At 38.2% G+C, this 26,496-nt stretch carries 26 protein-coding genes and 3 pseudogenes; 18 read left to right on the top strand and 11 right to left on the bottom strand.

Translation table 11 applies throughout. The features are described from left to right. Positions 1-127: 127 nt before the first annotated feature. Positions 128-1,150 carry an acyltransferase gene (locus tag AA0X95_RS26580; protein ID WP_413303650.1) on the top strand — a complete coding sequence of 341 codons (1,023 nt, stop codon included), beginning with the start codon at positions 128-130 and terminating at the stop codon, positions 1,148-1,150. Between the two features lie 276 nt (positions 1,151-1,426). Here AA0X95_RS26580 and AA0X95_RS26575 read toward each other — a convergent pair whose 3' ends face one another. Beyond that, entirely contained in the window at positions 1,427-2,332 is a 906-nt protein-coding gene (locus AA0X95_RS26575) for a DMT family transporter (RefSeq protein WP_413303648.1), read from the bottom strand. 153 nt (positions 2,333-2,485) lie between these two features. On the opposite strand from AA0X95_RS26575, the gene AA0X95_RS26570 reads away from it, so the two are divergent. From AA0X95_RS26570 to AA0X95_RS26560, 3 genes are all read left to right on the top strand, one after another. Next, positions 2,486-3,094, top strand: a complete 609-nt coding sequence (locus AA0X95_RS26570; protein ID WP_413303645.1) for a sterol desaturase family protein — start codon at positions 2,486-2,488, stop codon at positions 3,092-3,094. Positions 3,095-3,241: 147 nt separating this feature from the next. Next, positions 3,242-3,610: a Gp49 family protein gene (locus AA0X95_RS26565; RefSeq protein ID WP_413303642.1), complete on the top strand. Its 369-nt coding sequence runs from the start codon at positions 3,242-3,244 to the stop codon at positions 3,608-3,610. A 108-nt stretch (positions 3,611-3,718) separates the two neighbouring features. After that, positions 3,719-4,732 carry a hypothetical protein gene (locus tag AA0X95_RS26560; protein WP_413303639.1) on the top strand — a complete coding sequence of 338 codons (1,014 nt, stop codon included), beginning with the start codon at positions 3,719-3,721 and terminating at the stop codon, positions 4,730-4,732. A gap of 82 nt (positions 4,733-4,814) precedes the next feature. Here AA0X95_RS26560 and AA0X95_RS26555 read toward each other — a convergent pair whose 3' ends face one another. The 4 genes from AA0X95_RS26555 to AA0X95_RS26540 all read right to left on the bottom strand — a co-directional run bounded on the left by AA0X95_RS26555 (position 4,815) and on the right by AA0X95_RS26540 (position 8,147). Next, positions 4,815-5,930, bottom strand: a complete 1,116-nt coding sequence (locus AA0X95_RS26555) for a hypothetical protein (protein ID WP_413303636.1) — start codon at positions 5,928-5,930, stop codon at positions 4,815-4,817. Positions 5,931-6,242: 312 nt separating this feature from the next. After that, positions 6,243-7,688: a 4-hydroxyphenylacetate 3-monooxygenase, oxygenase component gene (gene hpaB, locus AA0X95_RS26550; protein ID WP_413303633.1), complete on the bottom strand. Its 1,446-nt coding sequence runs from the start codon at positions 7,686-7,688 to the stop codon at positions 6,243-6,245. Positions 7,689-7,732: 44 nt separating this feature from the next. Further along, entirely contained in the window at positions 7,733-7,882 is a 150-nt protein-coding gene (locus AA0X95_RS26545; protein WP_413303631.1) for a hypothetical protein, read from the bottom strand. A 124-nt stretch (positions 7,883-8,006) separates the two neighbouring features. Further along, entirely contained in the window at positions 8,007-8,147 is a 141-nt protein-coding gene (locus AA0X95_RS26540) for a hypothetical protein (RefSeq protein WP_413303628.1), read from the bottom strand. Positions 8,148-8,252: 105 nt separating this feature from the next. Here AA0X95_RS26540 and AA0X95_RS26535 point away from each other — a divergent pair, with 105 nt between their 5' ends. The 6 genes and pseudogenes from AA0X95_RS26535 to AA0X95_RS26510 all read left to right on the top strand — a co-directional run bounded on the left by AA0X95_RS26535 (position 8,253) and on the right by AA0X95_RS26510 (position 11,811). Then, positions 8,253-8,777, top strand: a complete 525-nt coding sequence (locus tag AA0X95_RS26535; protein ID WP_413303625.1) for a dihydrofolate reductase family protein — start codon at positions 8,253-8,255, stop codon at positions 8,775-8,777. Positions 8,778-9,249: 472 nt separating this feature from the next. Beyond that, on the top strand, positions 9,250-9,675 hold the full coding sequence (locus AA0X95_RS26530) for a DMT family transporter (RefSeq protein ID WP_413303623.1): 426 nt from the start codon (positions 9,250-9,252) through the stop codon (positions 9,673-9,675). Between the two features lie 31 nt (positions 9,676-9,706). Further along, a complete protein-coding gene (locus AA0X95_RS26525) occupies positions 9,707-10,402 on the top strand; it encodes a Crp/Fnr family transcriptional regulator (RefSeq protein ID WP_413303620.1) in 696 nt (231 codons plus the stop codon). A gap of 32 nt (positions 10,403-10,434) precedes the next feature. Then, positions 10,435-10,923, top strand: coding sequence for a DMT family transporter (locus AA0X95_RS26520; protein WP_413303617.1), 489 nt, complete (start codon positions 10,435-10,437; stop codon positions 10,921-10,923). Between the two features lie 65 nt (positions 10,924-10,988). Further along, positions 10,989-11,555 (top strand): annotated as a pseudogene (locus AA0X95_RS26515) (cupin domain-containing protein); the annotation flags it as partial. 73 nt (positions 11,556-11,628) lie between these two features. Next, positions 11,629-11,811: a hypothetical protein gene (locus tag AA0X95_RS26510; RefSeq protein ID WP_413303615.1), complete on the top strand. Its 183-nt coding sequence runs from the start codon at positions 11,629-11,631 to the stop codon at positions 11,809-11,811. Between the two features lie 120 nt (positions 11,812-11,931). On the opposite strand, the gene lsrF is transcribed toward AA0X95_RS26510, so the two are convergent. From lsrF to AA0X95_RS26490, 4 genes are read right to left on the bottom strand one after another with little or no spacing between them, the layout of a single operon-like run. Then, positions 11,932-12,723, bottom strand: a complete 792-nt coding sequence (gene lsrF / locus AA0X95_RS26505) for a 3-hydroxy-5-phosphonooxypentane-2,4-dione thiolase (protein WP_413303613.1) — start codon at positions 12,721-12,723, stop codon at positions 11,932-11,934. Positions 12,724-12,730: 7 nt separating this feature from the next. Continuing rightward, positions 12,731-13,090, bottom strand: a complete 360-nt coding sequence (locus tag AA0X95_RS26500; protein WP_413303610.1) for a cupin domain-containing protein — start codon at positions 13,088-13,090, stop codon at positions 12,731-12,733. 19 nt (positions 13,091-13,109) lie between these two features. Further along, the gene (lsrK, locus tag AA0X95_RS26495; RefSeq protein WP_413303607.1) at positions 13,110-14,675 is read right to left on the bottom strand and encodes an autoinducer-2 kinase; all 1,566 of its coding nucleotides are present in this window, start codon (positions 14,673-14,675) and stop codon (positions 13,110-13,112) included. A 15-nt stretch (positions 14,676-14,690) separates the two neighbouring features. Continuing rightward, a complete protein-coding gene (locus AA0X95_RS26490; protein WP_413303604.1) occupies positions 14,691-15,644 on the bottom strand; it encodes a sugar-binding transcriptional regulator in 954 nt (317 codons plus the stop codon). Between the two features lie 274 nt (positions 15,645-15,918). On the opposite strand from AA0X95_RS26490, the gene AA0X95_RS26485 reads away from it, so the two are divergent. From AA0X95_RS26485 to AA0X95_RS26460, 6 genes and pseudogenes are all read left to right on the top strand, one after another. Next, positions 15,919-17,454: a sugar ABC transporter ATP-binding protein gene (locus AA0X95_RS26485; protein ID WP_413303601.1), complete on the top strand. Its 1,536-nt coding sequence runs from the start codon at positions 15,919-15,921 to the stop codon at positions 17,452-17,454. Further along, positions 17,451-18,407: pseudogene (locus AA0X95_RS26480) on the top strand (ABC transporter permease subunit); the annotation flags it as partial. The gene AA0X95_RS26485 and the pseudogene AA0X95_RS26480, both read left to right, overlap by 4 nt. Positions 18,408-18,462: 55 nt before the next feature. Then, positions 18,463-19,485 (top strand): ABC transporter permease, encoded by a 1,023-nt coding sequence (locus AA0X95_RS26475; protein ID WP_413303598.1) that lies wholly within the window; start codon positions 18,463-18,465, stop codon positions 19,483-19,485. A gap of 4 nt (positions 19,486-19,489) precedes the next feature. Beyond that, positions 19,490-20,551: an autoinducer 2 ABC transporter substrate-binding protein LsrB gene (gene lsrB, locus AA0X95_RS26470; protein ID WP_413303596.1), complete on the top strand. Its 1,062-nt coding sequence runs from the start codon at positions 19,490-19,492 to the stop codon at positions 20,549-20,551. A 712-nt stretch (positions 20,552-21,263) separates the two neighbouring features. Next, on the top strand, positions 21,264-21,446 hold the full coding sequence (locus tag AA0X95_RS26465; protein ID WP_413303593.1) for a hypothetical protein: 183 nt from the start codon (positions 21,264-21,266) through the stop codon (positions 21,444-21,446). Positions 21,447-21,466: 20 nt separating this feature from the next. After that, positions 21,467-21,574, top strand: a pseudogene (locus AA0X95_RS26460) (AsnC family transcriptional regulator); the annotation flags it as partial. Positions 21,575-21,804: 230 nt separating this feature from the next. Here AA0X95_RS26460 and AA0X95_RS26455 read toward each other — a convergent pair. Then, positions 21,805-23,997 carry an EAL domain-containing protein gene (locus tag AA0X95_RS26455; RefSeq protein WP_413303590.1) on the bottom strand — a complete coding sequence of 731 codons (2,193 nt, stop codon included), beginning with the start codon at positions 23,995-23,997 and terminating at the stop codon, positions 21,805-21,807. Positions 23,998-24,196: 199 nt separating this feature from the next. Here AA0X95_RS26455 and AA0X95_RS26450 point away from each other — a divergent pair, with 199 nt between their 5' ends. Continuing rightward, a complete protein-coding gene (locus tag AA0X95_RS26450; protein WP_413303588.1) occupies positions 24,197-24,523 on the top strand; it encodes a hypothetical protein in 327 nt (108 codons plus the stop codon). Positions 24,524-24,622: 99 nt separating this feature from the next. Here AA0X95_RS26450 and AA0X95_RS26445 read toward each other — a convergent pair whose 3' ends face one another. Next, positions 24,623-25,207, bottom strand: coding sequence for an HAD hydrolase-like protein (locus tag AA0X95_RS26445; protein WP_413303586.1), 585 nt, complete (start codon positions 25,205-25,207; stop codon positions 24,623-24,625). A 180-nt stretch (positions 25,208-25,387) separates the two neighbouring features. Between AA0X95_RS26445 and AA0X95_RS26440 the strand changes: the two genes are divergently transcribed. Further along, positions 25,388-26,488, top strand: a complete 1,101-nt coding sequence (locus AA0X95_RS26440; protein ID WP_413303583.1) for a DUF1835 domain-containing protein — start codon at positions 25,388-25,390, stop codon at positions 26,486-26,488. The last annotated feature ends 8 nt before the right edge of the window (positions 26,489-26,496 follow it).

The following is a 26,496-nucleotide window of genomic DNA, read 5'->3' as shown; positions in this document are numbered from 1 at the left end:
CTCTATAAATATGTCGCATCCTTGAAAATAAGAAGTATGTACAAATGCCTAAATAAACATAATGCTTTTCATATCGGAAATAATAAAGGGTGGCAGAAAGAAAGTAACAGGAATAGAGGGCAGAAAAATGGAAAGAAACTATGCGATTGACTTCATTAAATTTTTTGCGATAGTGGCAGTTGTCATCATCCATACATTTCCTAGCGACGACAAGCTTGGATTCTTTTTACTCGATAATTTTTCTAGGTTTGCTGTACCCTTTTTCTTTGTTGCTTCAGGGTACTTGTTCGGAATTAAAGTGATAAATACATCCCAATTCGCAGGCTATTTTAAAAGATATGTAATAAAAATACTAAAAATATATGTTTGCTGGCTTTTATTTTATATCGGTTATGATGTGTTACGGATTTCGTTAAGTGGAGGGAATGTTAAGCACGAGTTATCTAAGTATTTGGAGGTATTAACCCCTTTAAATCTCTTTTATTATGGGCATGGAACAAGTGGTTATCAATTATGGTTTGTGATTTCTCTGGCATGGAGCATTTCTGTTGTCTACCTATTTTTTAGGTTGAAAAAAATAACGCTCCTATTAATCCTTAGCCTTTGTTTAAATATAGCCGGTCTTTTTGGGCAGTCGTATTCTATCTTCTATGAAGTATCTCTAGTGACTCGCGATGCCCTTTTCATTGGTTTATTTTATACTACCTTAGGATTCTGGTTTGCCGATAGGTTGCCTTTCGTACAGTCTTTTAAATTTGAAAAAGGGACGTACTTATCTTTGATCGGTTTCTTCTTAATCCTACAGGCTGCAGAAGGATATTTTTTGACAAAGGTGTTATCTGCCAAGCATGGAGAATACTTTTTATCGACTATTTTGCTTACAGTAGTTTTGTTTTTCTTTACCTGCAATAATCCGCAGCTCGGAAAGGGAGTATGGGTCACAAAAATCGGCGGTAATGCTTTGGGGATCTATGCTGTCCATGTTTTGTTGATTGATATGGTAGATATTTTGTTTAATTCTTTCGGTTTGGGGCATTTTTCACATCATTTAATATGGAACCTGCTGGATGCAACTCTTGTTTTTACGTTATCGTATATAATTTATTATTTTCTGCAAAAAATAAAGCCCCGCCAGCCTTTTTGGAGGTGAATGGGGGGGCGGGATTATTTATTTTTAAAAAAATTCTCCACAAAATCGAAAGAATTCTACACGAATTTAATGGAATTCTACACAAAATTGGAGGGATTCTACATAGAATCAAAGGAATTCTACAAAACTTCAAGTTATTCTACATAAAATCAAAGGAATTCTACAAAATCTCAAGTTTTTCTACAAAATCGAAGAGGAACTCTACAAATTGTGGATTATTTTCCCAAATGCAAAAGGCTGCTGGACACGTCCCGCAGCCTTTTTGCAATAGTAGATTTATGGTGAGGTAGTAGGACTCTGACTATTTTTCGCAAATTTTACCTCTAGTCTTTCACTTACAAAAGTAGAGCCAAGAATTAGGACACCACCAAGCATTTGCACCCATGTCATGCTTTCGCTTAAGAAAATCGCTGCGATAATGAAGGCAGAAATCGGATCAATATAGCTGAGAACGGCAATAGTCTGCCCCTTTAATTCCTGAAGAGACGTAAAGTATAAGAAATAGGCTAAGCCGGTATGCACAATCCCTAGGATCAGGATAAAAATGAGCGACGTTGAATCTAAACTAGAAAAATTAAGGTCTCCCTGCCACAAGATATAGGGAAACAGGACCACTGCTCCAGCCAGTAATTGAACTAATGTGAGTTCAAAACCGGATAGGTTTTTTATAAATTTATTCATTAAAATAACGCTGGCATATAACGCTGCCGCCAGTAGCCCATAGAAAATACCAACCGCATGATTCTGCGAGCCGCTGGTACCACCCGCCCCCGTATAAACCACTAAAAATAGCCCAATCATCGCTGTTACGATGCAAGCAACCTTGATACTTGTCAGCTTTTCTTTCAAAATCCATGGAGCTAAAATCATGACAAAGATTGGCGCGAAATAGTAGCTGATGGTCGCATTGGATACAGTCGTATAGCGATAGGATTCAAATAGGAAGATCCAATTCAGTCCAATAGCCGCCCCTGATAACAGGAGTAGAAGGGCATTTTGTTTTAACGCTTGAAGCGATGGTTTATGCTTGAATAGGAAACTGGCAATAAGTAGGAAGAGACTCCCGATGACTCCTCTTAAAAAGGCAATTTCGCTTGAAGTTAGATGATCAATCTTTTTGACAAATACCCCGATGCTTCCAAAAATGAGCATGGTGATGATTAGTCTCATTTTTCCGTTCATGTAGAACCCCTCCTAATTATTCTTAATCGAATCACAAATTGAGCCATTGTTCAAACTATTTTTTTCGGAGATAGGATTTAATAAATAATAATGATAATTTTTTCGGAATATTATAAAATTATTAGTGATGTGTAGGTAAAAGGGGAGTGTGTGATGAAGAAGGTATATCGAGATTTCTTTTTGCATTTTGACATTTTAACCATGTTCTTGTTGGTTCTATCTGGCTTGATTTATGTGTTTAGTGTGGGAGTAGAAACTGCATTTGTTTTTTATTTCTTACTTGGCCTATTGACCTTTGCCTTCAGTGAATATTTGACACACCGCTTTTTGTTTCATATAAAAACCCCTAAGAATCCGCACTTTTTGAAATTTCTCAAGAGAATTCATTACGATCACCATATCTATCCCGATGATTTAAAACTTTTGTTTCTGCCGTTATGGTACAGCCTGCCAAACTTCCTTGTTATTTGTACGATTTTCCTTTTCATCACGGGTGATTTTACAGGAACGGTCACGTTTGGAATAGGGTTGATGACCATGTTGTTAACCTATGAATGGAAGCATTATGTAGCCCACCGGCCATTGAAGCCAAAAACGAAGTTTGGTAGATGGGTGAAGAAGGTTCATATTCTACATCACTATAAAAATGAAAATTACTGGTACGGTGTGAGTACTCCTTTTGCAGATTACTTATTTGGTACGTTTAGAGAGGAAAAAGAGGTTGAAACGAGCAAGACGGCTAAGAATTTGGAGATGAGATAGTTTTACAAGGAAAATTAAAATCAGATTAAATTTGAGATACCTTCGATTCGTTGAAGGTATTTTTTTATGGATATGAAATATATAAAGTAACACAGCCTTAGAAAAATTCATCCTACAAACCATTCAAGTAAAGGGAGAGCGATTCGTATGTTCATCGATAGTATTTGTCCGAAATGTGGGGAGATCAATCAAGTAGAACATAAAGGGGAAAAGATTCTTCTAGTCACGTGCAAGAATAAGCATATGTATGACCATGTAGTGATCCCCTATTCTCGAAACCAAACGATTAAGGATGAAAAACGGGCAAAATTAGAGGAAATGATCGTAGAGAAGAAGTTTCATAGAATGAGCGATAAATCCACAATTTGTCTATTAATATTTAATAATGGATACGAAATAGAAGGGCGTTCGACGGTTCGAGATGTTGCTGATTTTCGTAACATCATTGGTAAGGATAAGGCCTATGAGCAAGCATTAAAGAAGGCCATGATCGCATTAGGAGCATTTCTAGTATAAGTATGTGAGACGACCCTTCAATAAGGGGGTCGTCATTTTTTATCTTATATGAAACTTTTTCCAATTTTAATACGTACTACACTATCATGGGGAAGGATGGTGATTCATTTGGTAATTGGAGTTGTGATGGGGGCTCTTGTGCTGGCGGGAATCGTTACTGGAGTAGTGGTATCAGCGACAAAGGGACGACCTAAGTTAGCAAAAGAAAATATACCTGAGCAGTTGGGTGTGCTGCCCGATGTTCCAGTGACACCATTGCTTGAAAAATTAGATGCTGCTTTTAATGCAGATTATATTGAACAGGTGAAGTATCGTTTTCTTCAGGAGCATCCGAAACGGACCGAAGATGAATTGGAATGGCGTCTATTTGAATTAAAACGGTATTTTTTGCTTTCAAATATGTTAAAAGAAACGCCTATGTTTAGTGCAGAAGTGGATGAAGTCTGGCATACGATGCTGCTTTTTACGCAAAAATATCAAACTTTCTCAGATCGATTTGTTGGAAAAATGCTGCATCACACGCCTAATACAAGTCTAACGCCTGCTCCGCAGGAACGAGCGTTTTTTGATTGGGTATTTTCTCATTTGTTTACGATTACCGAGTATAGCTGGAAGTCCTGGGGCAGCTTTTTTAGATACCCGTTAGATAAGAAGGTTTTACAAGAGTTTAGGGAAGAAAGCAATGAATGGTTGATTAATAGGTACTTTAAGGTGAATGAGGATAACAGGGGGACGGTTGAGTATCTTGTTATGCAAATGAAGCAGCAAGTCATACATGCGGAAGAAACGTATCAAGTGAATTCAAAGGGTCAATTTACGAAGCAGCGGCATTATGGAGAAATGACGAATTTGGGGCTTGCGATGGTATTTTTCTCTAGTTTTTACTTTGATGATTATTGGAAATATGCGAGTGAGTATACGTATGCGAAAGCAGTGAATTATACAAGCGGCTGCTCAACGGCGATTTTCTGCGGGACGGCTTCGCATGGGACGGGTCATAAGGACGGTGGTCATGGCGACGGTCACGGTGGAGGGGGCCATCATGACGGCGGTGGTTCCAGCTGCTCAAGTTGTTCCGGTGGCTCCAGCTGTTCTAGCTGTGGAAGTGGATGTTCCTCTTAGTGGAGGAACTGTTTTTTTGTAAAAAACTAATCAAACGTTTGATTAAATTTTTTGGAAGCCATGATACATTAGGACCATTGAACTAATCAAACGTTTGGCGTTGAGGGATAATTACGAAACCCAGCGCTCTCCTTGATTTAAAAATATTGATGAGTTGTTTTTGAAGAGAGGCACTACATGTTACCTCTATAATAACCTCACTTTTACGGCCTGAAAAAACTTTTAATTTCTTTTTATTAATCACTAATTCAATAGTCAATCCCAAGAAGAAACCACCTACTAAGCCAATCAACCCCCAAATTATTGGCCCCCAGTGCAATACGAATCCATAAATAGCTCCCAAAACTGCAAAGAACGTTCCGCCCATCATGGCGCCGTCCAAAATACTTCTGCCATCGACCCGATGAATAGAATCAATAATATTTGTTTGAGAGTCAAGGTTTTCCAAAGGCAATGCAACGATATTTTGGGACGGCACTCCCAACTTCTCAATATCATGAATAACCATTTCAACAAAGGGTGAATGGTCAAATGTGGCGATTATTTTTGTTGAATTGTCTTCCGTTGTGCTGATTTGAGTCAATTTTTCCTCCCTCACTCTCAAATATCGTATTTGCTCAATATCGAATAGTGTATTATTTTCTGTTACTGATACATATGCCTGATAGATTGCGAAAGCGTACATAGAAGGCAAGAAAAGAAACCACTGCCAGTCCACAATTGCAACTGCTCTGTCAAAATCCCCAAGGAACGAATAGAGCCAGGTGCGAACAGCAATTGCCTTATAGCAAACAAATATCCACCAAGCCAAAATAAATGTGCCAACAACAGTACTGCCACCATATAATTGCCCCAAGCCAGGAGTGAAAAATGCCCAAAGCGAACCCACCAAGGGATTCTTTTTGTCAAGGATGACAACATCAAAAAAAGTAACATCTGAAGGTGTGACAGGTGCATCTTCAATTTCGGCAAGAATGTGACTTTTCTTGATTTCAACCGCACAGCGATAACTGTCCCAGATGCTATATACATATACAGCCACATAAAGCAGAGCCCAGTCCTGGTTTAATATAGCCTTTGCCTCTTCAAACCTGCCATGAAAGGATAAGGCAATCCCTAGGTTTAGATTGGACAGGTTATTTACCACAAGCTCCCAGATGATTAGAATAAAACCATGTAGATACTTTCCTATAAACATGTGCCCAAACCCCGGAAAAGCAGCCGACCACCAGGCTACAATCCAAGGAGGACGGGGATATACCGAGTTGGTCCCGAATACTGATATTTTCCCTTTTGAATAGCGAGGTTTTATGTTGGCTGACTGAAACTTCTGATGCGGCATAGATACTGCTTCCCTTCGGCTTAATCTCCTTATTATAATCTTACCAACAATTATCTATGTTATTCGGTTACTCTCCCGCACTTCCCCGCTATGAGTATCCGGTCGCTCTCTTTATTGAAGTTTCTCTTCAAACGAAAACCAAGTGAACATAATTTAATTACAGCTCTTTTAGTGTAAGTCTAAAAAATCACATACGTTTCTAACATGCTCATTTTTCGGATAAGTTTGGTACAAAGTACTAGACAGCCGTATCGGATCGCCAAAAAAGTATCTTTCATAGTGAGTTTGTCTTGTTCCGAATGAACTCATAGTCAAATCCCAAGCTAAACGGAATATTTTTACCCTATCTTCAGCCGTCTTACTTGCCCCTTGAAGATACTGGTCAAGATCCGTACGAATACCAGACTTAAATGCTTTTTCAGTCGGTAATGATACCATTCCACTTGCCCCAATTAATTGAATAATCTCGCTGAAACGGGGATAAATTCGCGGAAAGACGTTAGTGGCCACTTGCAGGGGAAGAAGGCTAGGGCGCATGTATCCCCATTCATCTAGTTTTGCATCCTGTTCAGACTTCTCCAATAAAGCCTTCATGGTTTCAAGTCCGATGATGATTTCAGATAACTTTTCTTGAATATGCTGGTATTCCTTAACATTAATCGTCTCTACCAAAAGTTCCGCAATGCCTAAGACAAATTCTGTTTTTACAATTTGTCTAGTTAGTACTTGGTGCGTGGCAAAATGATGGAAAGAGCTATGGAGCATGAAGTCAGTTGTAGCTTCAACATTGTCATAAAAGAAAACTCGGTCCCAAGGGACTAATACGTTATCAAACACCACGATGGAGTCCATCTCCTCATAACGGGAGCTTAAGGGGTGGTTAAAGGGAGAGTCTCCGCCTACAAATGATTCTCTACAGATAAACTTTAGACCTTCCGTATCAGAAGAGATGGAACAGGCAAATGCTTCGTCCGGGTCCATGAATTTCTTTGGAGCGGTATAGACTAGTACTTCATCCGTTAATCCACCCTGTGTAGCAAGGAGCCGAGCACCTTTAATGATGATTCCTTTTTCATTTCGATCAATTACTTTTGCGGAAATTGGTTCTGTAGAACAGTCAAAATTGTATTGGGAACGATTAGTTTGAGGAGTAATGAATGTATGTGTAAAGCAAAGGTCTTTTTCTTTTGCTTTTTCATAGATTGCTTGTATATTTTCGGGGAAGCAGTTTTCTTTCCCCTTTAAGAGGGCAGCCGAAGAGGAGGCGAAGCTCATCACGATTGTGTTCATATAATCTGGACTTCTGCCCATCAAACCATGCGTGTGCCTTGCCCAGATGTCAATCATTTCTCTTCTTTTCTTTAGATCCTCCTTAGTTTTCGGCTGCAAGAAGGAAAGGCCTATTAAGCTATTTGTTTCTGGTGATAGGTAAGTCATCTTCTTGATCAACTCTCTATCATTCTGCAAATCATAAAGCGATGCTTTTGTTTGCAGGATGCCTTTAAAGGCAGGATGTTCAGAAAGCATTCCCTTAATTTTTTCACCGTCATACCAAATTTCAGTTTTCATGTTATTTAATCGGTCTAAAAAATGATTCCCCGTAATGATTCCCATATGCACACTCCCAATTTTTGAAAAATCGTACATGTCAGCTAGTTCTATTTTATTGGATAACCTGTTGGTCTGTTCCAATAGGATAAGCCTTGTTTTAAATTGGGAAAAGTAAGGGTACGTTTTTCGAAATAAGGGAATGTTTTCTTTTCTAAATCAGTACTGGCTCCGCCTTCGCCATATACCATGATAGCCACACGCGCCATCCCCACTATTTCATACTATACCCACAAATTATTAAAGAACTATGACGTAATTGTTAGAAACATATTAATCATTTGTTACAACAAACAAAACAAGCAACCTCTAATGGCTGCTTGTTTAGTCATTTGGGAGCTGTGGTTTTGTGGATTGTTCCATGAACTCAGCCAATTCCTCTTTCATTTGGTCGAGATTTTCCTCTGTTTTGGTATCCCAAATGCTATATTTGATTTGGTTGGGTTGATTTTCTTTTTTCATCATATTGTAGGTTCACCTCGATTATTAGGGTTTCTATTAATAGTAGAACTATACGTTTTTGTTTATACTAAATGCCTAGGAATGGCGTATGAAAGGGGAGACGAGTTTTTGGCAAGAGAGATTGTTTTATTTATAGCCGCAAGCGTAGATGGGTTTATTGCAAAAGAAGGGGACAATTTGGAATGGCTATATGAAACCGAGGGCGAGGGGGATAACGGTTTTTCTGAAATGTATGAATCGATTGATACCATCATTATGGGGAAGAAAACATACGATTATGTGGTAAGCGTAACTGATACGTTTCCTCATTCAGATCGGAAGTGTTATGTGTTCTCGAGATCTGAGCAGGGTTCGAGTGGTGACGTTGAATATGTAAATGAAGATGTTATTGAGTTTGCCAAAAGGTTAAAGCAACAGGATGGCGCGAAAATATGGATGGTTGGCGGCGCTGAATTGCTTGATGCGTTTATGAAAGAAAAGTTGATAGATGAAATCATTATAACTTTTTCGCCTCACATCCTTGGTTCAGGCGTTCCATTATTTAAAGCTCCCAATCCGGAATTATCGTTAACTTTGCTTGAGGTAAGGCGGTTTAACCAATTTGCGCAGATGCATTATAAGGTGAAACATTAGGCCTTTTCATTTTTTTGAGAAGGTCTTTTTTGGTGGATTTTCGGATTCGCTGATAAAAGTCGGAAATTCGCTGATAAACTTTGAGATTCGCTGATAAAAACTCTAAATTCGCTGATAAAGGCTAAAAATTCACTGATAAACTTTGCGATTACTTTGTCGTAGTGTAATTTTACACCTGTTAGCACCTTCTACGAGCCCAAAATCCCCATTCAGAGGTTGATTCGGTCACGTAGACTGTTTCTACGATCCTCAATCCTACATCCAGAGATCAATTGGGTAACGTAAACCGCCTCTATGTGACCGAACCCACCAACTGGAACCCAAATGAGTCACATAAACTTCCTTCTTTTTCAAAAAAAAAATTTCTTTAACTAAAATAAATACCTTTTTTTACAATTAGGACATATGTCCTTCCCTAGACAGCTCAAAATGCATTTTAATTAAGTTAAATCAACTAGGGAGAGTGAACTCGATGAAAGGTATCTTTTTTGCATTTTTAGCCGGGGCGTTTATTACCCTGCAGGGAGTAGCGAATACACGGATTAGTAATGATATAGGTACATGGCAAGCTGCAACCATCACTCAGTTTACTGGCTTTATTGTGTCCCTGCTTATACTAATGTTCACTCGTGAAGGAAAATGGCAAGGATTTAAACAGGTAAAACCGTTATATTTAGTCGGCGGTACCTTCGGGGCGGTTGTCGTTTTTAGTAACGTAACGGCTATTCAGCATATAGGTGTTACCTTTACAGTTGCTGTGATCCTGATTGCTCAGTTATGTCTGACCTTTATAATAGACAGTAACGGATGGTTCGGCCTAACGAAGCAAAAAATGAAGCTACCGCAATTTATTGGTATCGGAATGATGATTGCCGGGGTATTGATTCTTAGGTTTTAATCGTACGCAGGTGGAAGGTGGGTCTTAGCAAATGAAAGAGATAAAAGATCGTGCGCAATTACAATCATTTATAGAGGAATACCAGATGGAATCTATATTTAATCAACAATTGCTTCCGTATTTGTCCCTATACAGCTTTGAAGAAGGGGAACTTATCTGTTCACAAGGAGAACCTTCTGAGTATTTGTACGTCCTTGTAAAGGGAAAGGTTAAAATCTATACCAACTCTGCTGAAGGGAAAACCCTCATCTTATCGTTCAAGACACCGCTTGAAGTAATAGGGGATCTTGAATACGTACAGGGGATTGATTTTGTTAATACAGTGGAGGCTGTTTCGTCGGTTAGTATGATCGGTATTCATCATCGCTGGTTGAAAAAATATGCAAAAGACCATTCACCATTTCTGCAATTTTTATTGGAAATCATCACGAAAAAATTCCATGTGAAATCGAAATCGATGAGTCTGACTATCATGTATCCCGTCGAAGTTCGATTGGCCAGTTATCTCATGTCGGTCTCTTTAGACGAATCCGTTTCACTTAATAAAAGCCAGATAAGGATTAATATAAAAGATACGGCGAATTTAATTGGGACCAGTTATCGTCATTTAAATCGCGTGATTGCTCAATTGTGTGAAGACGGATTGATTGAGCGGAATAAAGGTCTTATCCTTGTGAAGGACAGGGAACGATTACGGATGTTGGCAGGAGATAATATTTACGAATAGATTTAAAATTGAACTAGTAGGGGAGTAGGAGTATGATTCTAGGTCTATTATTCTCATTGATCGCTGGGGCGTTACTCAGCGTACAAAATATATTCAACAGTAAGGTAAACGAACGAGCAGGCTCCTGGGCCACGACCACATTAGTATTAGGGCTAGGATTCCTGGCTTCTATGATTTTTGGGTTAATGTTTGAAGGAAAAGAATTATTTCATCTACAAAATATGAAGCTTTGGTATTGGTTCAGTGGCTTACTTGGGATAGGAGTGGTCACCTTTATCGTTCAGGGGATGAAGCACCTGGGACCAAGCTATGCCATCTCAATTGTATTTGCTTCACAGCTTGCATTTGCTTTGGTGTGGGACTCACTCGGGTTACTAGGGTTAGAAAAAGTTCCATTTACTTTTAAGCAGTTAATTGGTGTACTGGTGATCGTTGGCGGTGTCGTTGTATTTAAATTTGGCGGTAGACGGGAAAGCCAAGGACATGCTAAAAAAATGTTAGAGTTAACGAATGAAGTTTGAATCCAAGTACCTTCCCTTCACAAGAGCATAGGATAATTTTATAAACTGTGAAGGGATTGAGAAAAATGTACAATGTTCCCTATATGTATCCTTATCAATATCCTTATTATGCTAATGTACCAATGTATAACTATGGAAGACAGTATGTTTATGCAGCTTATCCTAATGGGGTTGTGCACGCTAACAGATTTAATTCATTTCGCTCTTCCAACGGTGATGGAAGGGTTCTTTTAACAGATTATGGACCAAAGCCATTTGTCGTTAACATTAATGAAGCATCGAAGCAAAACAATACCTATCGTACGGCTTTATGGACAGGGACACATTTACAAGTTACTTTGATGAGTCTAAATGTTGGCGAAGATATCGGTTTGGAAATCCATCCAAATATTGATCAATTCTTACGGATTGAACAAGGCCAGGGGATTGTTCAAATGGGCAAGAGTAAAGAGAATTTAAACTTTGAAAGAAATGTCTCCGATGATTCCGCCATAATGATACCCGCTGGAACATGGCATAATCTAACCAATACAGGTAATACTCCGCTAAAACTTTATTCAATATATGCTCCTCCTAACCATCCATTTGGTACTGTTCATGGTACCAAAGCAGATGCAATCGCTGCGGAAGAAGGCAACAGTCACGGCAATGGACATACAGATGTTTTTGGAAGGACTCCTGAAGAATGGATACAGCACGGAATTTTTGGTAAAAGAAGGATTAGAGGATGTTAAAAGAGGAATAAATGCTACTCATATTCTTCAAGAATTTATTCTAATGGGAGTTCTTGTAGGGAAAGGGTATTCTCCTGAAAAAGCATATGAAACAGTAGAAGAATGGGAACGTACAGGGAAATCCAAACTTCTTGTGCAAAGCAAAAATATGTAGTAGTAAAGTAAAATCATATTCGATATAAATATTTCAAATAACAAATAGTGTTAGCAATTGGTACTTCAAATAGAGAACGGCTTACTACTTGGTAAGCCGCTTTTTCTTTTGAGGAGTGCCTTAAAATACCTTAGATTGTGTTAGCTGTGAATACAAATCCAGTGATTCCTTCACATTTAATCCTTTGTGAACAATCCCATTAATGGCACGAATCATTGCTTCAGGGTATTCGGACTGCCAAATATTACGCCCCATATCCACACCAGCAGCGCCCTGGTTCATCGCGTTATAAGTTAAATCCAGTGCATCTTTAATTGTTTCTAGTTTAGGACCTCCGGCAATAACGATTGGAACGGGGCACGTGCTTGTTACTTTTTCAAAGTCTTCACAGTAATAGGTTTTAACAATGTCTGCTCCCATTTCAGCACCAATACGAGAAGCAAGGCCTAGGAATCTAGCATCGCGTTTTTCTAGTTCTTTACCAACAGCAGTAATGGCTAGAACAGGTAACCCATACTCGTGTGATTCAGTAACGACATTTGCTAAGTTCGTCACCGTTTGAGTCTCGTAAGCAGAACCGACAAAAATAGATACGCCGACACCAACCACATTATGTCTAATGGCTTCTTTTACCGGGGTAACAATGTGCTCGTTGGCTAGATCATTCAACACACTCGGTCCTCCAGAAACTCGTAAAAGGACAGGCTTACTTATATCTGCAGGAATGCACGCATCCAATGTCCCCCGTGTGACAAACAAAGAGTCGGTATGTGGCAAAAGGTCCTTGACGGTTTCTCCAGGCTTTTCAAGGCCGTGGACGGGCCCGAGAAAATAACCGTGGTCAATTGCCAACATAACGGCTTTCCCGCCTGGTAAAATTTGATTCATTCTATTTTTAAATCCCCAATTCATCTACCATTCACTCCTTCATTTTTGGGTTATCAACGATAACGGAATCTCTTTCACTGATATGTGGAGACTTAATAAATACGGCTTTAAAATCAACATTATTTGTATTTTTTAAGTAGTGTGCTTCCATAGGTCGTACCTGAAGCATGTCACCTGGCTTTACATGAACAGGTTCACCGTTTATATAAATATCAATTTCACCTTCAAGGATATAGAAGATTTCCTCACAGGTTGTATGATAGTGGTTATCATGATCATCGCCAGGTTTTAAAAGAACCACTCCAATATCCACATTGGGTCCTTTAGATAAGTATTTGGGGCCATGGGTGCCATAACGATATTCATTGTTTTCCTCACTTGTGTGATACATTCGTTTCACCCCCTTTCAATTAAATGGTTACTCCAGGTGCAATCCACATATGGTTTGTCATGCCGGAATCGGCTAATTTAAGCATTTCGGCATAAACTTTACGCCAATGTTCATAAATGACTTGATACTTTTGGTGGTTTTCTAGATTAGGAGAATGAACTCTTTCCCATTTCACTATCTCGGTAATGGCAGATTCTAAGTTGGGGTATAAACCAGCACCGAGTCCTGCCATAATGGCTGTACCTAGTGCTGCAGCTTCTTTTTCAACGGGAACCTTAACAGGAATTCCTAGGACATCCGCCAAGGTCTGGCTCCATAGTGTCCCTTTTGAGGCACCGCCAGCAAAAATTGCTTCTTTAGGGAATTGTCCCGTCACTTCTTCTACAATTTTTAAATTGCCATAGGTAACTAGAGCGGCATTTTCTTGAATGGATTTAAACATTTCTTTTTTACCAGTTTTGTTGGGATCAAGGCTGAGGTTGAGGAAGGATGGTGCTGCATGTCGCCAAGAGATATAATCCATGACATCAGAAAAAATTGGAATGATACCATTTGAGCCAATAGGGACATCTTTTGCCTTTGCTTCAAGAATTTCATAGGCATCCCGTCCTGTGTGCTCTGCTTCCAGTTTTTCTATTTCACAAAAGGCATCTCTAAACCATCGCATGACAAGGCCGGGGAAGAAGGCGATAGTCTCAATTTGCCATAAATCAGGAACAGCATGACAATTGACACGAATACGGTTGTGTGGGTCAACCTTTAAATCCTTGATGTTAATTTCCTGCTGCCAAAAGCTACCCCCGCAAATAAAGGTTTGGGCATCGTTAATGGCGCCAACACCAACGGATGCTAGCTGTGCATCACCACCACCACTGAAGACAGGGGTTCCTGTTGCAAGACCTGTATAAGTAGCAATAGACTCAGGGATTGTTCCTAGTAATTGACCTGCTTCGTTAACGGGAGGAAAGATGTTACTTTTAAGCTCACAGGCCTCAGAAATTGCTGGTGTCCATGAACGATTTTTGATATCGAAAATTCCTGTGGTACAGCCATTAGATGGGTCGACTTGAAGTTTGTTAGTGAGTTTGTAGAGGATCCAATCGTTGATCATAGTTAAGTAGGCAATTTTTTCATAGACTTCAGGCTGGTTGTTTTTGATCCAAAGGAGTCGGGGGAGAGCACCCAGTGCAAAGGTTTGGCCGCTTAAATCATACAGCCTTTTTTCGAGTTCGGAATCAATGTTTTTAAGCTCCCGGGCTTCCTTTTCGGCCCGGGCATCCACGTTGGCACATGCCCAGATTTCTCTGCCATTCTCGTCATAAAGGACAAATCCTTCACGCATGCTAGTCGCACTAATGGCCTTGATATCTTGAGGGGCCACACTAGTCTGATTGAGTACTTGTTTCACACAGGTCTGGATGATCTCCCAATTCTTGATTACATCAAAGTCCATCGAACCAGGGTATTGTGGGTCTTCAATATGAGTCCATTCCACTTGGGATACGGCAATCTGCCTGCCGGCTCTGTCAAAGAGCACGGCACGAACACTGCCAGTCCCAGCATCAAAGACTAGGATGTACTCCATTCAAAGAAACCTCCTTTATTTAACGTGCACTTCCGCTTTTTTTATTAAAGCAACAGCAGTTTCTTCGTCGGTAATAAGTGTGTCTATATAACCTCCTTTTAAAGCACCAAAAATAGCATCTACCTTTTGAGGACTTCCGGCCACACCAATCACATTGTTCAGTTTTTTTAAGGTGTTGAGGTGAGTACCGATTAAGCGATGATGGTGCGGTAAATCAAGAATATTCCCCTCAGCATCGTAGAATTGACCTAAAATATCGCCCACTGCATTTTGATTCTTAATATATATCAATTCATTAAGGGTCATCTTTTCTTCCTTAATAATCGTTGAAGCCGAGGATATGCCGCCAATTCCTACAACTACATGATTGGACAGGCTCGCCAAATCAAGAATATTTCTAACAGATGGTTCAGAAAGCATGTTTTTAGCCATTTCTTCTGTGGAGGCTAAGAACGGAGCGGGAATGACATGAATACCTCCTTTAAATTTATCCACGCCTCCCTCTAGTGAATAATCACGTTTATGGAAATAGTAATTAACTCCACCTGTAAGTGTGACCATGGATACTTCGATGGAAGGATCAATAGTAAGCGATTCAATTGTTCGCGAAACTGCCTCGCCCCAGCCGAACCCTAACAGTTCATTATTATTAATATTATTTTCAATATACTGTGCTGCCGCCTTTGATAGGGAACGGCTGAGTTCATCTTTAGGTGTAGGAATGACAAATGCACGAGGAAGGTTAAATACATTGATGAGCTTGTATTCGATTTCTAAACAATTGACCCCATGACCTTTGATATGGAATTGAACAATATTTTCCGCACGAGCTCGGTCAAGTAAACGAACAACTTTGTTCCTTGATAAATTTAGTATCTCGGAGATTTCTGTTTGGGTTAAATTATCCTTGTAATAATACCAAGCAACTTTAACTAGGAGATTTTCAGTAAATGCATCATTGTTCGACAATGTTCCTCAACCTTTCAACAAATAATCATATGGTAAACAAATGTTTAACTCTAATACCGAGTATAGGACTCGAAAAACAAAAAGTCAATCATTTCAAAATATTTAGATAATTTGTTTTAAACGTATTGACTATGGGTAGATTGTCATTTAATATTTTGCTTGTAAGCGCTTTATATAAAAATTCAAAAATTTCCCTCGAGTTTAAACAAAAGTTAATTCTACTAGAAAATGTTCATGAATAATAGTTTATAAACTAGCAGGGCAGGTGAACCAAATGCAAGACCAGCTGATTCATATTCGGCAAATCTATAAACAATTTGCAGGGAACCCTGTGTTAAAAGGAGTGGATCTCACTCTTAATAAGGGAGAAGTTTTTGCCATCGTTGGTGGAAATGGAGCTGGTAAATCTACCTTAATGAAAATCATAACAGGATTATATCGTCCTGATGAGGGAGAGATTGTTGTTGAGGGTGAAGCGGTTTCGTTTCATCAACCGGCGGATGCTCATAAGCAAGGTATTTATTTAGTGCCGCAGGAACCTCTTATTTTTCCAAATATGACAATTAGGGAAAACGTGACCATCGGTTTTCATGAGAATAAGGCTGAGTGTGAGAAAAGAATAAAGCATTATCTCTCCGTGTTAGGCTGGAATTTGGATGTAAACCGTAAAGGGTTTAGCTTATCCATCGCTGAGCAGCAGCTGGTAGAGCTCTTAAGAGGGCTCATAAGGAATGCAAAGATTCTTATCTTGGATGAGCCGACATCCACCTTAACTTTTAGTGAAATCAATTCACTCTTCTCTACTATTAAAAAGCTGACTACTGATGGGTTAGGAGTGTTCTATATTACCCATCGCCTGACAGAAATATTTGAACTGGCTAATTCTGTCGCTGTTCTAAGGGATGGGGTAATCTCAGCCAAGGGGGCAGTAAAGGATTTCACCTATGAGAAATTGTTAGAAGGATTAATGCCTGAACAAAGTAATAAAATCTCTGTTAGTCATGTAGATGAGTCTAGTAAAGATAAAACTGCTAAAGTAAAGAATTTTAACGCCCCCTCAAGTAAATCACACATTCCTGTTCTGTCTGTTAGGGACTTATCCGGTCATCGTTTTCAAGATGTCACCTTTGAGCTTTATCCTGGTGAAATCTTAGGAATTGCCGGAGTCGTCGGTGCGGGCCGTACGGAGCTTGCCTCCTCTATTTTTGGTTTAGAACCTTGGGATTCTGGTGAGGTTTTCTTACTTCAAGAGAATATAAAAGGTTTCTCTTTACGAGAAAGGATTAATCGGGGGCTGGTTTATGTCCCTGAAGATCGACATCAACACGGTATTTTCTCCATTGCCTCTTTAAAAATGAACATCACATCAACAATCCTGCATAGATTCAAACACTTATTCCTCCCATTTAAACAAGAAAAAGACATCTCAACAAAAGCAATTGATAGCCTAAAGGTGGTTACAACCGGACAAAATCAATTGATCGGTAATCTATCTGGCGGGAACCAACAGAAGGTGGTTCTTTCAAAATATCTTGAAACAGGGCCAAAGGTCATCATTTTAGATGAACCCACACGGGGAATCGATGCCGGTGCACGCGGGGATATCTATAAAATGATTGATGAACTGAAAGAAAAGGGGTTAGCAGTCATCTTGATTTCATCTGATACGGAAGAAATCGTTCAATTGAGTGACCGTGTCCTCGTTATGCATGAAGGTAGAATGACTTCTTCGATTTCAAAAGAGAACTTGACTATCGATTCTATAACCTCAGCTGCATTTGGGATTAAAAAGGAGTTGAAGGCTCTATGAATCTCCTATCAAAGCTTTTAAAAGAAAGAGAAGTATCGATTGTTATTCTCATCCTTGCCTTTATCTGTATTGTTGGCTCCATTAATAGTAAGTTTGTTACAGGTAACAGTCTGCTTCTGCTTGTAAGTAGCAGCATTATTTTACTTATACTGGCTGTGGGACAGTCATTTGTCCTGTTAACGGCTGAAATAGATGTATCCGTCGGATCAATCATGGGAATATCGGCAGCCGTTTGCGGTCTTCTCTTAACGAACGGTGTTTCCGGATGGGTCGCAGCACTTGTGGTTCTCCTTGTCGGATTGGTTGCAGGACTGTTCAATGGGGTCGGAGTGGCACTCCTAAAAATTCCAGCCATCATTATGACTTTAGGTACCCTAGGTATTTTAAGAGGTCTAATGATTATCTTAACAGGTGGAAAATGGATTGAGGATATTCCAAACTATTTTAAAAAGTTATCAGGAACTGATTTCATCGGTCTTCCTCTGCCAATTTGGATCGGGATGATTATCCTTATTGCTGCGTTTCTTGTTCTAAAGCTGATGAAAATGGGCCGTTATTTTTATGCCGTAGGGGATAATGCAGATGGTGCCCGCCTGATTGGAATTTCTGTTTCAAAAATACGAATTCTGGCCTTTGTCCTCTCGGGAATGTCAGCTTCAATAGCAGGAATGATTTTTGTTATGAACATTGGGTTTGTACCAAATCAAACAGGTAGTGGAATTGAGTTGCAGGTCATTGCTGCTGCCGTATTGGGTGGAGTGAGTCTAAACGGTGGATTAGGGAAAGTATTTGGTGCAGGACTCGGTGCCATCTTTTTAACAGCTATTAACAGCTCGTTAATTTACTTAAAAATACCTGCTTACTGGAACAACGCCATTTCTGGCTTTTTACTCCTTCTTATCGTCATAAGTGACTCTAGATTCCAAAGTTATTTAATTAATAGTCAGTTTAATAGAGGAAAGAAGCTTAAACAGAAGTCAATTGAAGGAAAAGGAGGGATTCACAACGATGAAAAAACAGATCAGGCCACTCTTTAGGTGGGAAAGTGCACTTGTTATTTTCTTATTCCTTGAAATGATTTTCTTTGGTGTGATGAATCCGGACTTCTTGATCTTTACTAATCTCGTTTTTAGTATGAATGACTATGTTTACATCGGACTAGCCGCTATTCCGATGACCTACGTTATTATAACGGGTGGAATCGATGTCTCCATTGGCTCAACTATTGGTTTAACCTCTATTTCGATTGGTGTTCTTTGGATGAATGGAGTAAACGTTTGGCTGGCCGTATTGATTGCTTTAGTGATTAGTGGATGTGCTGGTGCATTGAATGGTGTGATTGTCGCTAATAGTAATGTGCAGCCATTGGTTGTTACTTTAGGAAGTATGTTTCTTTTTTCAGGGATTGCCTTAGTCATTTCTGGTGGAAGTGAAGCATCGGGATACGAAGGCATCAGCGGGTTTCCAGATGCATTTGTCCAGTTGGCAAATGGTCAAACATTTGGGTTGCCTAATCCTATTTTGTTCTTCCTCTTCTTTATGATCCTTTTTGCAGTGATCCTCAACCTCACGCGCTTTGGCAGACAGGTTTTTCTTATCGGAATCAACATTAAGTCAGCAAGGTATAGTGGAATTCGAACAAAATCCATCTTAATTTGGTCTTACATCATAGCCGGTTTAGGGGGTGGTATCAGTGGAGTAATCTTAACCTCCTACTTCAGTTCTGCTCGATCAGACCTCGGAGCAGAAGCGGTTTTACCTGTTATTACCGCCGTAGTCCTGGGTGGAACTAGTATCTCGGGTGGTAAGGGTACGGTAATCGGCACCGGTATAGCAAGTATTGTTATTGGTATGATGCAGTATGGACTACAAATGATGAGTATGACAAATGAGGAGACAAGTGTAGTTATTGGATTTTTATTAATCGTGGCAGTACTACTCCGTTTAACCAATTGGAGCAATCTCCAATTATTTATTAAAAAATTTAATAATAAAAAGGCCATTGTAAAAGGGCCACAAAAGGGAGTGTAGATTAATGAAGAAAACTGGACTTGTTAAGCTGTTCACGGTAGTATTATCAGCATTCCTCGTGCTAGCTGCATGTAGCAGCGGGGAAAAGACGTCAGGCGGGGAAAGCTCTAGCAAGAAAGATGTAAAATTAGCTTTTATCCCTAAATTGACCGGGGTTGGATTTTTCACCTCTGGAGGGGAAGGCGCTAAGGAAATGGCAAAAGAGCTTGGAGTTGACTTAACGTATGATGGACCAAGCGAAGCATCCGTTGCGGGTCAGGTAAAATATATTAATAACTTTGTTAACCAAGGATATAAAGCACTAATGATTTCTTCTACATCTGTTGACGGTTTAAACCAAGCATTAGATCGTGCGAAGAAACGTGGCGTTAAAATCCTTACTTGGGATTCAGATGTGAATCCAAAACATCGTTCTTTTTATATTAACCAAGGTACCCCTGAACAATTAGGCGGTTTGTTAATTGAAATGACAGCTAAACAAATTCCAGACAAAGCAAAGGTCGCTTTCTTCTACTCTAGTCCAACTGTAACAGATCAAAACCAATGGGTTGAAGCAGCTAAAGCCAAGATTAAAGCGGAACATCCAGGCTGGGAGATTGTTACGACTCAATTTGGTGAAAATGATGCCCAAAAATCTTTAACAGTCGGTCAAAATATTATTAAGACCTACCCTGATATTGATGCTGTTATCTGCCCGGATGCTACAGCTTTACCAGCGATGGCTCAAGCAGCAGAGAACCTTAATGTAGCCGGTAAGATTGCCATCACTGGCTTTTCTACTCCAAATGTTATGAGAGATTTCGTTAAGCGTGATACAGTTAAGCAATTCGGACTTTGGGATGTTAAAAAGCAGGGGGCTCTTGCAGCCTATGTAGCCTACCTTATGACTGTCAAAGGGAAGGACCTAAAAGTGGGCGAAGAGTTTGACGTACCAAATGTAGGTCACGTTAAGATCGAACCGAATACGATTCAAGGCTATGACTACACAGATGATCGCAGCGGCATCATCTTATTACCAGAGCGAGTCGTGTTTACGAAGGAGAACATTGATAACTACGATTTCTAAATTGTGCGGAAAGACTGCCTGTATTGGCAGTTTTTCTTTTTTAACATTGTAGGGGGAAGGCTGAAAGATTTTATAAGATAATTTATTGGTCAGTTAGTAAAGATATAGAATGATTTCCATCCCAAAAGGGAAAAGTAAGCTGAAAAGGGGGAAATGAGTTTCATGCCTACGATTATTAGGATTCTTCAGCTTACTTTACCGTGGATTTCCATTATATTTCTCCCAAAGAGGTCTCTTAAGCATTATTTGCCTGTTTCTATTTTCGCTTCGCTCCTTGTATGCGTGATGTGTTTGTTGGCAGGTCCATTAAAATGGTGGAATAGTGCGGGTGGGTGGAAAGCAAGACTAATGAATGATTCTAGTTTTATTTTTGGCCCTTTTTTTGTAGGAACGTTGTGGATTTTCCACTTTACCTTTGGAAATATAAAACGATATTTTTTGGCTAACATATTAATGGATTCACTCTTTTCCTTCGTATTATGCAAATTCTATCAGAAGCTAAAGCTGTTTAAATTAATTAAATTCAAGCCCTTGCACATATTTTTAACATTTATTAGCTATTCTTTCATTATTTATGGATTTCAAATGTTGAAACAAAAGAAAGTGGAAAAATGGAGATGACGCTGCCTGTTTAGGGAGCGTTTTTTAATTGTCGAAACTATATAGGGAATAAAACGTCTATTTTTATAGAAACCAGAAGGAGTTGAATCGGATGAGAGAGAATAAATGTCCAAAGTGTAATAGTGTGGAAATAGCGGAAGGTACTGATTTTATGCCCATTAAACCATTAAATAAGAAATTTTCAATGGGTTCTAATAAGATTTATACTTTTTGTTTGAATTGTGGAGAGGTTCTTTCGATACGAATTGAAAACCCTATGAAGTTTAAAGAGTAGTTTATTACAAAAGAGGAGACATGGATAGGGATGAGGTAGATAAAAAGATTCTAATGGAACTGCAGTTGAACGGAAGAAAAACGATGATAGAACTGGGGAAAATCGTAGGCCTAACAGCACCGGCAGCCACGTAATATAGGCCAATATCTTATTTGACACAGAGAAAAAAATGGAGCATTGAGATTATTCAAAGCTCCATTTTTATTGAAATACTATTGTTTATACTTTATAACTATTTCCATACCTGACGTTGTTATTGGAACATCCTCATAAGAACTTCGAATATTGGTAGCTTTTTGACTATTGACTTTAGTAATAATTGAAATAGAGGTATATGGTCGTAAACTTACTTATTCACTTATTTTATTATTTCTTCGATTGTTACAGCCGGACTAAAGTAAAATCCTTGTCCAATATCACAATTTAAGTTTTTTAGTAACTCTAATTGTTCCAAGGTTTCAATTCCCTCTGCAACAATTTCAAAACCGAGACTATGTCCCATGTTAATAATGGTTTTGACAAGTGATAGTGATTTACTATTTTCATTCATTCTTTTCACAAACGAGCGATCTATTTTTAAAATATCAATATCCATTTCACTTAATATGCTTAGATTTGAATATCCCGTACCGAAATCATCCATAGAAATTTTTAGGCCCATTGCTTTTAGTTCTTTGACAATCTTAATACTAGAAAACATATCTTGCATGACGGTTTCGGTAATTTCAAATTCTAATAAAGATGGTTTACATCTTGTTTTTTCTATAATTTCTTTTGAGTTTTTTACGAAATTAGAATCGGCAAATTGTTTTACCGAAATGTTTATAGCAATTGGTATTTCTTTGTCTTTGAACTTGCTTAGTTCTAGTGCCTTTTGACAAGCTTGTTGTAAAACCCATTCACCTAATTTTACAATCATACCAGTTTCTTCAGCAATAGGAATAAATTCGCTTGGAGAAACCATTCCTAGCTCTGGATGATCCCAACGAATTAATGATTCATAACCAATGATTTGGTTGGTAAATAGATGAATCTTAGGTTGGAGATAGAGGATTAATTGATTATCTTTAAGTGCTTTTCTTAATTCCCTTTCAATAACAATACTTTTATTTGTTCTTTCTCCAATTGCACGATTGAAAAATTTGTAGGTATTTTTTCCACTCTCTTTTGCAAAATACATCGCGATGTCCGCTGCTTTCATTAATTCTTCAGCATTTTTTCCATCACTAGGATATAAACTTATACCGATACTGGGAGTGGTGAATACTTCAACACCATTTATAAGGAGGGTATCTGAAAACCTATCGATGATCTTTTGTGAAATAATTTCTGCTTTTGATGTTGTCTGGTTCAAAACAATGACAAACTCATCGCCACCGTATCTAAATACCTGTTCTTTGTTATTTACACATTCAATTAAAATTTCAGCAGCTTTCTGTAACATTATGTCACCATATTTATGACCTAATGTATCATTAATATTTTTAAAACGATCAAAGTCTATAAATAAAATAGAAAGAGTATCTATATTTGGATTTAGTACTTTTAATTGCGCTTCTATATATTTATTTAGAGAATTTCGATTTAACAGACCAGTTAAAGAATCATAAAAAGCCATATCTTGTAACTCTTTTAATACTTTCTTTAATTCATTTTGAGCCTTTTTTTCTTCTGTAATGTCTTTACCTACTACCAATATAGCTTCCTCGTCATTGTAACTAGTTTTAATTGCTGAAGATTCAACATCAATAATCATTCCGTTCAACTTTTGTACTTTATATTCATAAAAGGGAAGTTTATCTACCTCCCCAGAAAATAGCTGTTTTAATCTATGATTGGATAGGTTCTTTTGTTCATCTGATAGAAAGGTTTGTATTTTTTTACCAATCACGTCATTTAATTTGTTAGCACCTATTAATCTCATCGCTTCATTATTCACATATAAAATCACTTCATCTTTAATAATGATATTCGCAACAGGGGAAGTATCAATTAGTTTTCTATAGTTCATATCTTTTTCTTTTTGCTTTGTGATATCAATCGTTACACCGTTTATCTTAATGAATTTTCCATTCTTATCGAAAACGGGGTTAGCCATATTTTGTACCCATTTAACTTTCCCGCTTTTATGAACAATCCTATATTGAGAAGAATACACTCTGCCTTTTAGTGTTTCTTTTTGAAATCCTTCAGCTATTGTTTTATCCTTCTCATAAACCACTTTTATCCACAAGAGCCCATCATTATTAAATTCTTTGCTGCTATATCCATATATTTGTTCGCAACCAGTGGATACTCTAGCTGAATTCGTTTTCCTCTCCCACTTCCATAGCATAATGTGTCCGTTTTCGAAGATATCTTTGACTTCCTTGGAGTAATATCTTGCCTTATCGTACTGCAGTCCAAAGAAGTACATGGGTATAAATAATAGAATTGTAAAACATATTTCAAAAGGACTGATTACATCATGTTGTGTTAAATCCAAAAAAATAAAAATTAACCTACAAAATCCAATGAATAAAATAGCAATTATTCTTCCCTTAAAACCCATCAAGAAATCCCCTTTTATATATGCAACTAATTTTAGTTTGCTGATAGAGTATAAATATTGATATTTTAACCAGATAAGGAATTAATATTAAATCATGAAAACAGAAACATTATTCTTCTGAATCAATGAACTGACGAATGGATTGAAGAAGTGTTATGATTTTGGTGAAAAAAGACACGGGAAAGTAGGTAGGAGTTTTGTGAAGGTCATTACGTTGTGCGGTTCTACTAAGTTTAAGGAGCAGTTTGAAAAAGCAAATGTATATCTGACGTTGCAAGGGAATGCCGTCATTAGCCTTGGTTTCTTTGAACAAAGTGAAGGTATAGAAATAACAAAGGAACAAGAAGAGCTATTTGCAAAAATTCATCTTAAGAAAATTGATCTGGCGGATGAGATTTTTATTATTGATGTTGATGGCTATATCGGAAGCAGCACCAGAAATGAAATTGAATATGCAACAAAGACAGGCAAAACTGTCCGTTATTATTCACAATGTGAATTGGAATTACATAGCCATAAAAACTAATCAAACGTTTGATTTAATCGATGAAGTCCTTGGTATGTAAGGGTTTGGGGAACTAATCAAACGTTTGATTAAAAAAATTCGCCCCCTCGATCTAACTGATCAAAGGGGTCTTTTTAGCTGGTTAAGAACCACTGGAATGAATTCAGAATAGCTATCAATATGGAAATCGGCTTCAATGTCGCGGTTTTGAAAGGCAACTGTTTTAATATTTAGCTTCCTAGCCGGAATCAAATCCAACTCACGGTCACCCACTACCAAATCAATATGGTGATTTTTCAGTACATATTCATATGAAGCACTATGTGGTTTTCTAGTGAAACCTTGCTCTTCCACTGAAACAACGTCCTTAAAATACTTTTTTAAATTGTATTTTTCAAGGAGAAAAATGGTTGATTCCATATCACGATGAGTAACTATAATATTACTTTCTACAGAAGCTAGAACCGCCTCTAATTGCTCAAACGGTTGGCTCTCATTTTTTGAATAATAGTTATGTAATCGTGTGTATTCCTCTCGTTGGCTCTCATCGATACCATAGTGTTTAAAAGCCGTTTTGGAATCTTTTTTTAGCCATCTCAAGACTTCCGTGCGGTCTAGATTCTGTTTACTTAAGCCGATGAATCCCTCCACAAGGGCCGGATAGGTATCAAAAAGAGTCCCGTCGAAATCCCAAAGTATGTTCATAAATATCCCTCTTTTTAAAAATGTTTTGTTTTTTAAAGACAGTAACATAGAATGAAAGAAAAAGGAATGATTGAGTGAGCTAGAAAACTAATCAAACGTTTGATTAAATGGTTGGAACCATTGGTATATAAGGGTTGAAAAAACTAATCAAACGTTTAATTAAAAAAGAGGTGGATTGCCATGAAAACTAGAAATAATTATCCATACATCTATTTTTTCACAGAACCGAATGTAGTCTTTGTTTATGAAATACGAGGAGATAACTATTTAACTGTTTCCCAATTGTCTAAACAAGGTGGATGGGAAACCTATGAAATTACGGAAGGGTTCGAGGAATTTAATCATGAAGAACATAGTCCACTAGAAGGTAGAGGTTATTTTATAAGGCAGGATAATGTCAACTTCATGGTAGGTAAAATAAATGAACTCATACGAATACATAGAAAAACTTCTACTCCTATAAAGAAAAATGGTCCGGTACATCTTGTATCTTCTGACTCGACTGCGGGTGCTTTAAAGGTAGGATTAGACCAGCCAAAAACGGTCATTGCCTTCAAGGATTTATTTTCAATTGGGCCGTTATGGAAGCTCGATGAGAAAGTTGGACAAGATGATCGGCATAATTGGTTAAATGAGAATATAAATCTAGAACAGGATGACTACGAGCTAGAAAATCATTTTACTAAGACAGTACTAGAAATAGAGGACATTCCGGAGGATGTACCTATATACATTTGGACGGCTAATAATGGGAATGAACAAACTGGACTCCGATTTCTTTTGCATATATTAAGGAACAAAGAGAATGAAATCCATGTTGCTAATACGACCGAGCTTTATAAGCAATGGATTCACTCGAATGATGAGAAACCTTACTCTAATATGCTGCATCCTGATCACTTAAGAGTTCTTTTTGAAAAAAGCCAATCGGCCATTTCCTTAACCCAGGAGGAACGGGTCCAATTACTAAAAGAATGGGAATTACTTACGCAATCCAACGAGATTTTACGTCTATGGAAAAATGGAAAAGTGACCAGCGTGCCCAGTGATTATTTTGATGAAATTATTTTAGAAACAATCAGCAATTTGCATAAAAAGCAAGAAGCAAAAGATTTTATCCGGACAGGGAGAGTAATTGGAGAAACCATTCATAAAATGGAAGAAATAGTGGGTGATTCTTATCTAGAGTATCGAATTAGGCATTTAATCTATAGCGGAGCCCTGGAGCTAAAAGGAATACCAAGATCGATGCGGCATTATAGTGTGAAAATACCAGATTGAAAACATAT

The organism is Neobacillus phoenicis (assembly GCF_047302305.1).
GTDB lineage: Bacteria > Bacillota > Bacilli > Bacillales > Cytobacillaceae > Neobacillus.
The sequence above is the reverse complement of the archived record's forward strand: the minus strand, read 5'-3'. Positions and strand labels throughout refer to the sequence as shown.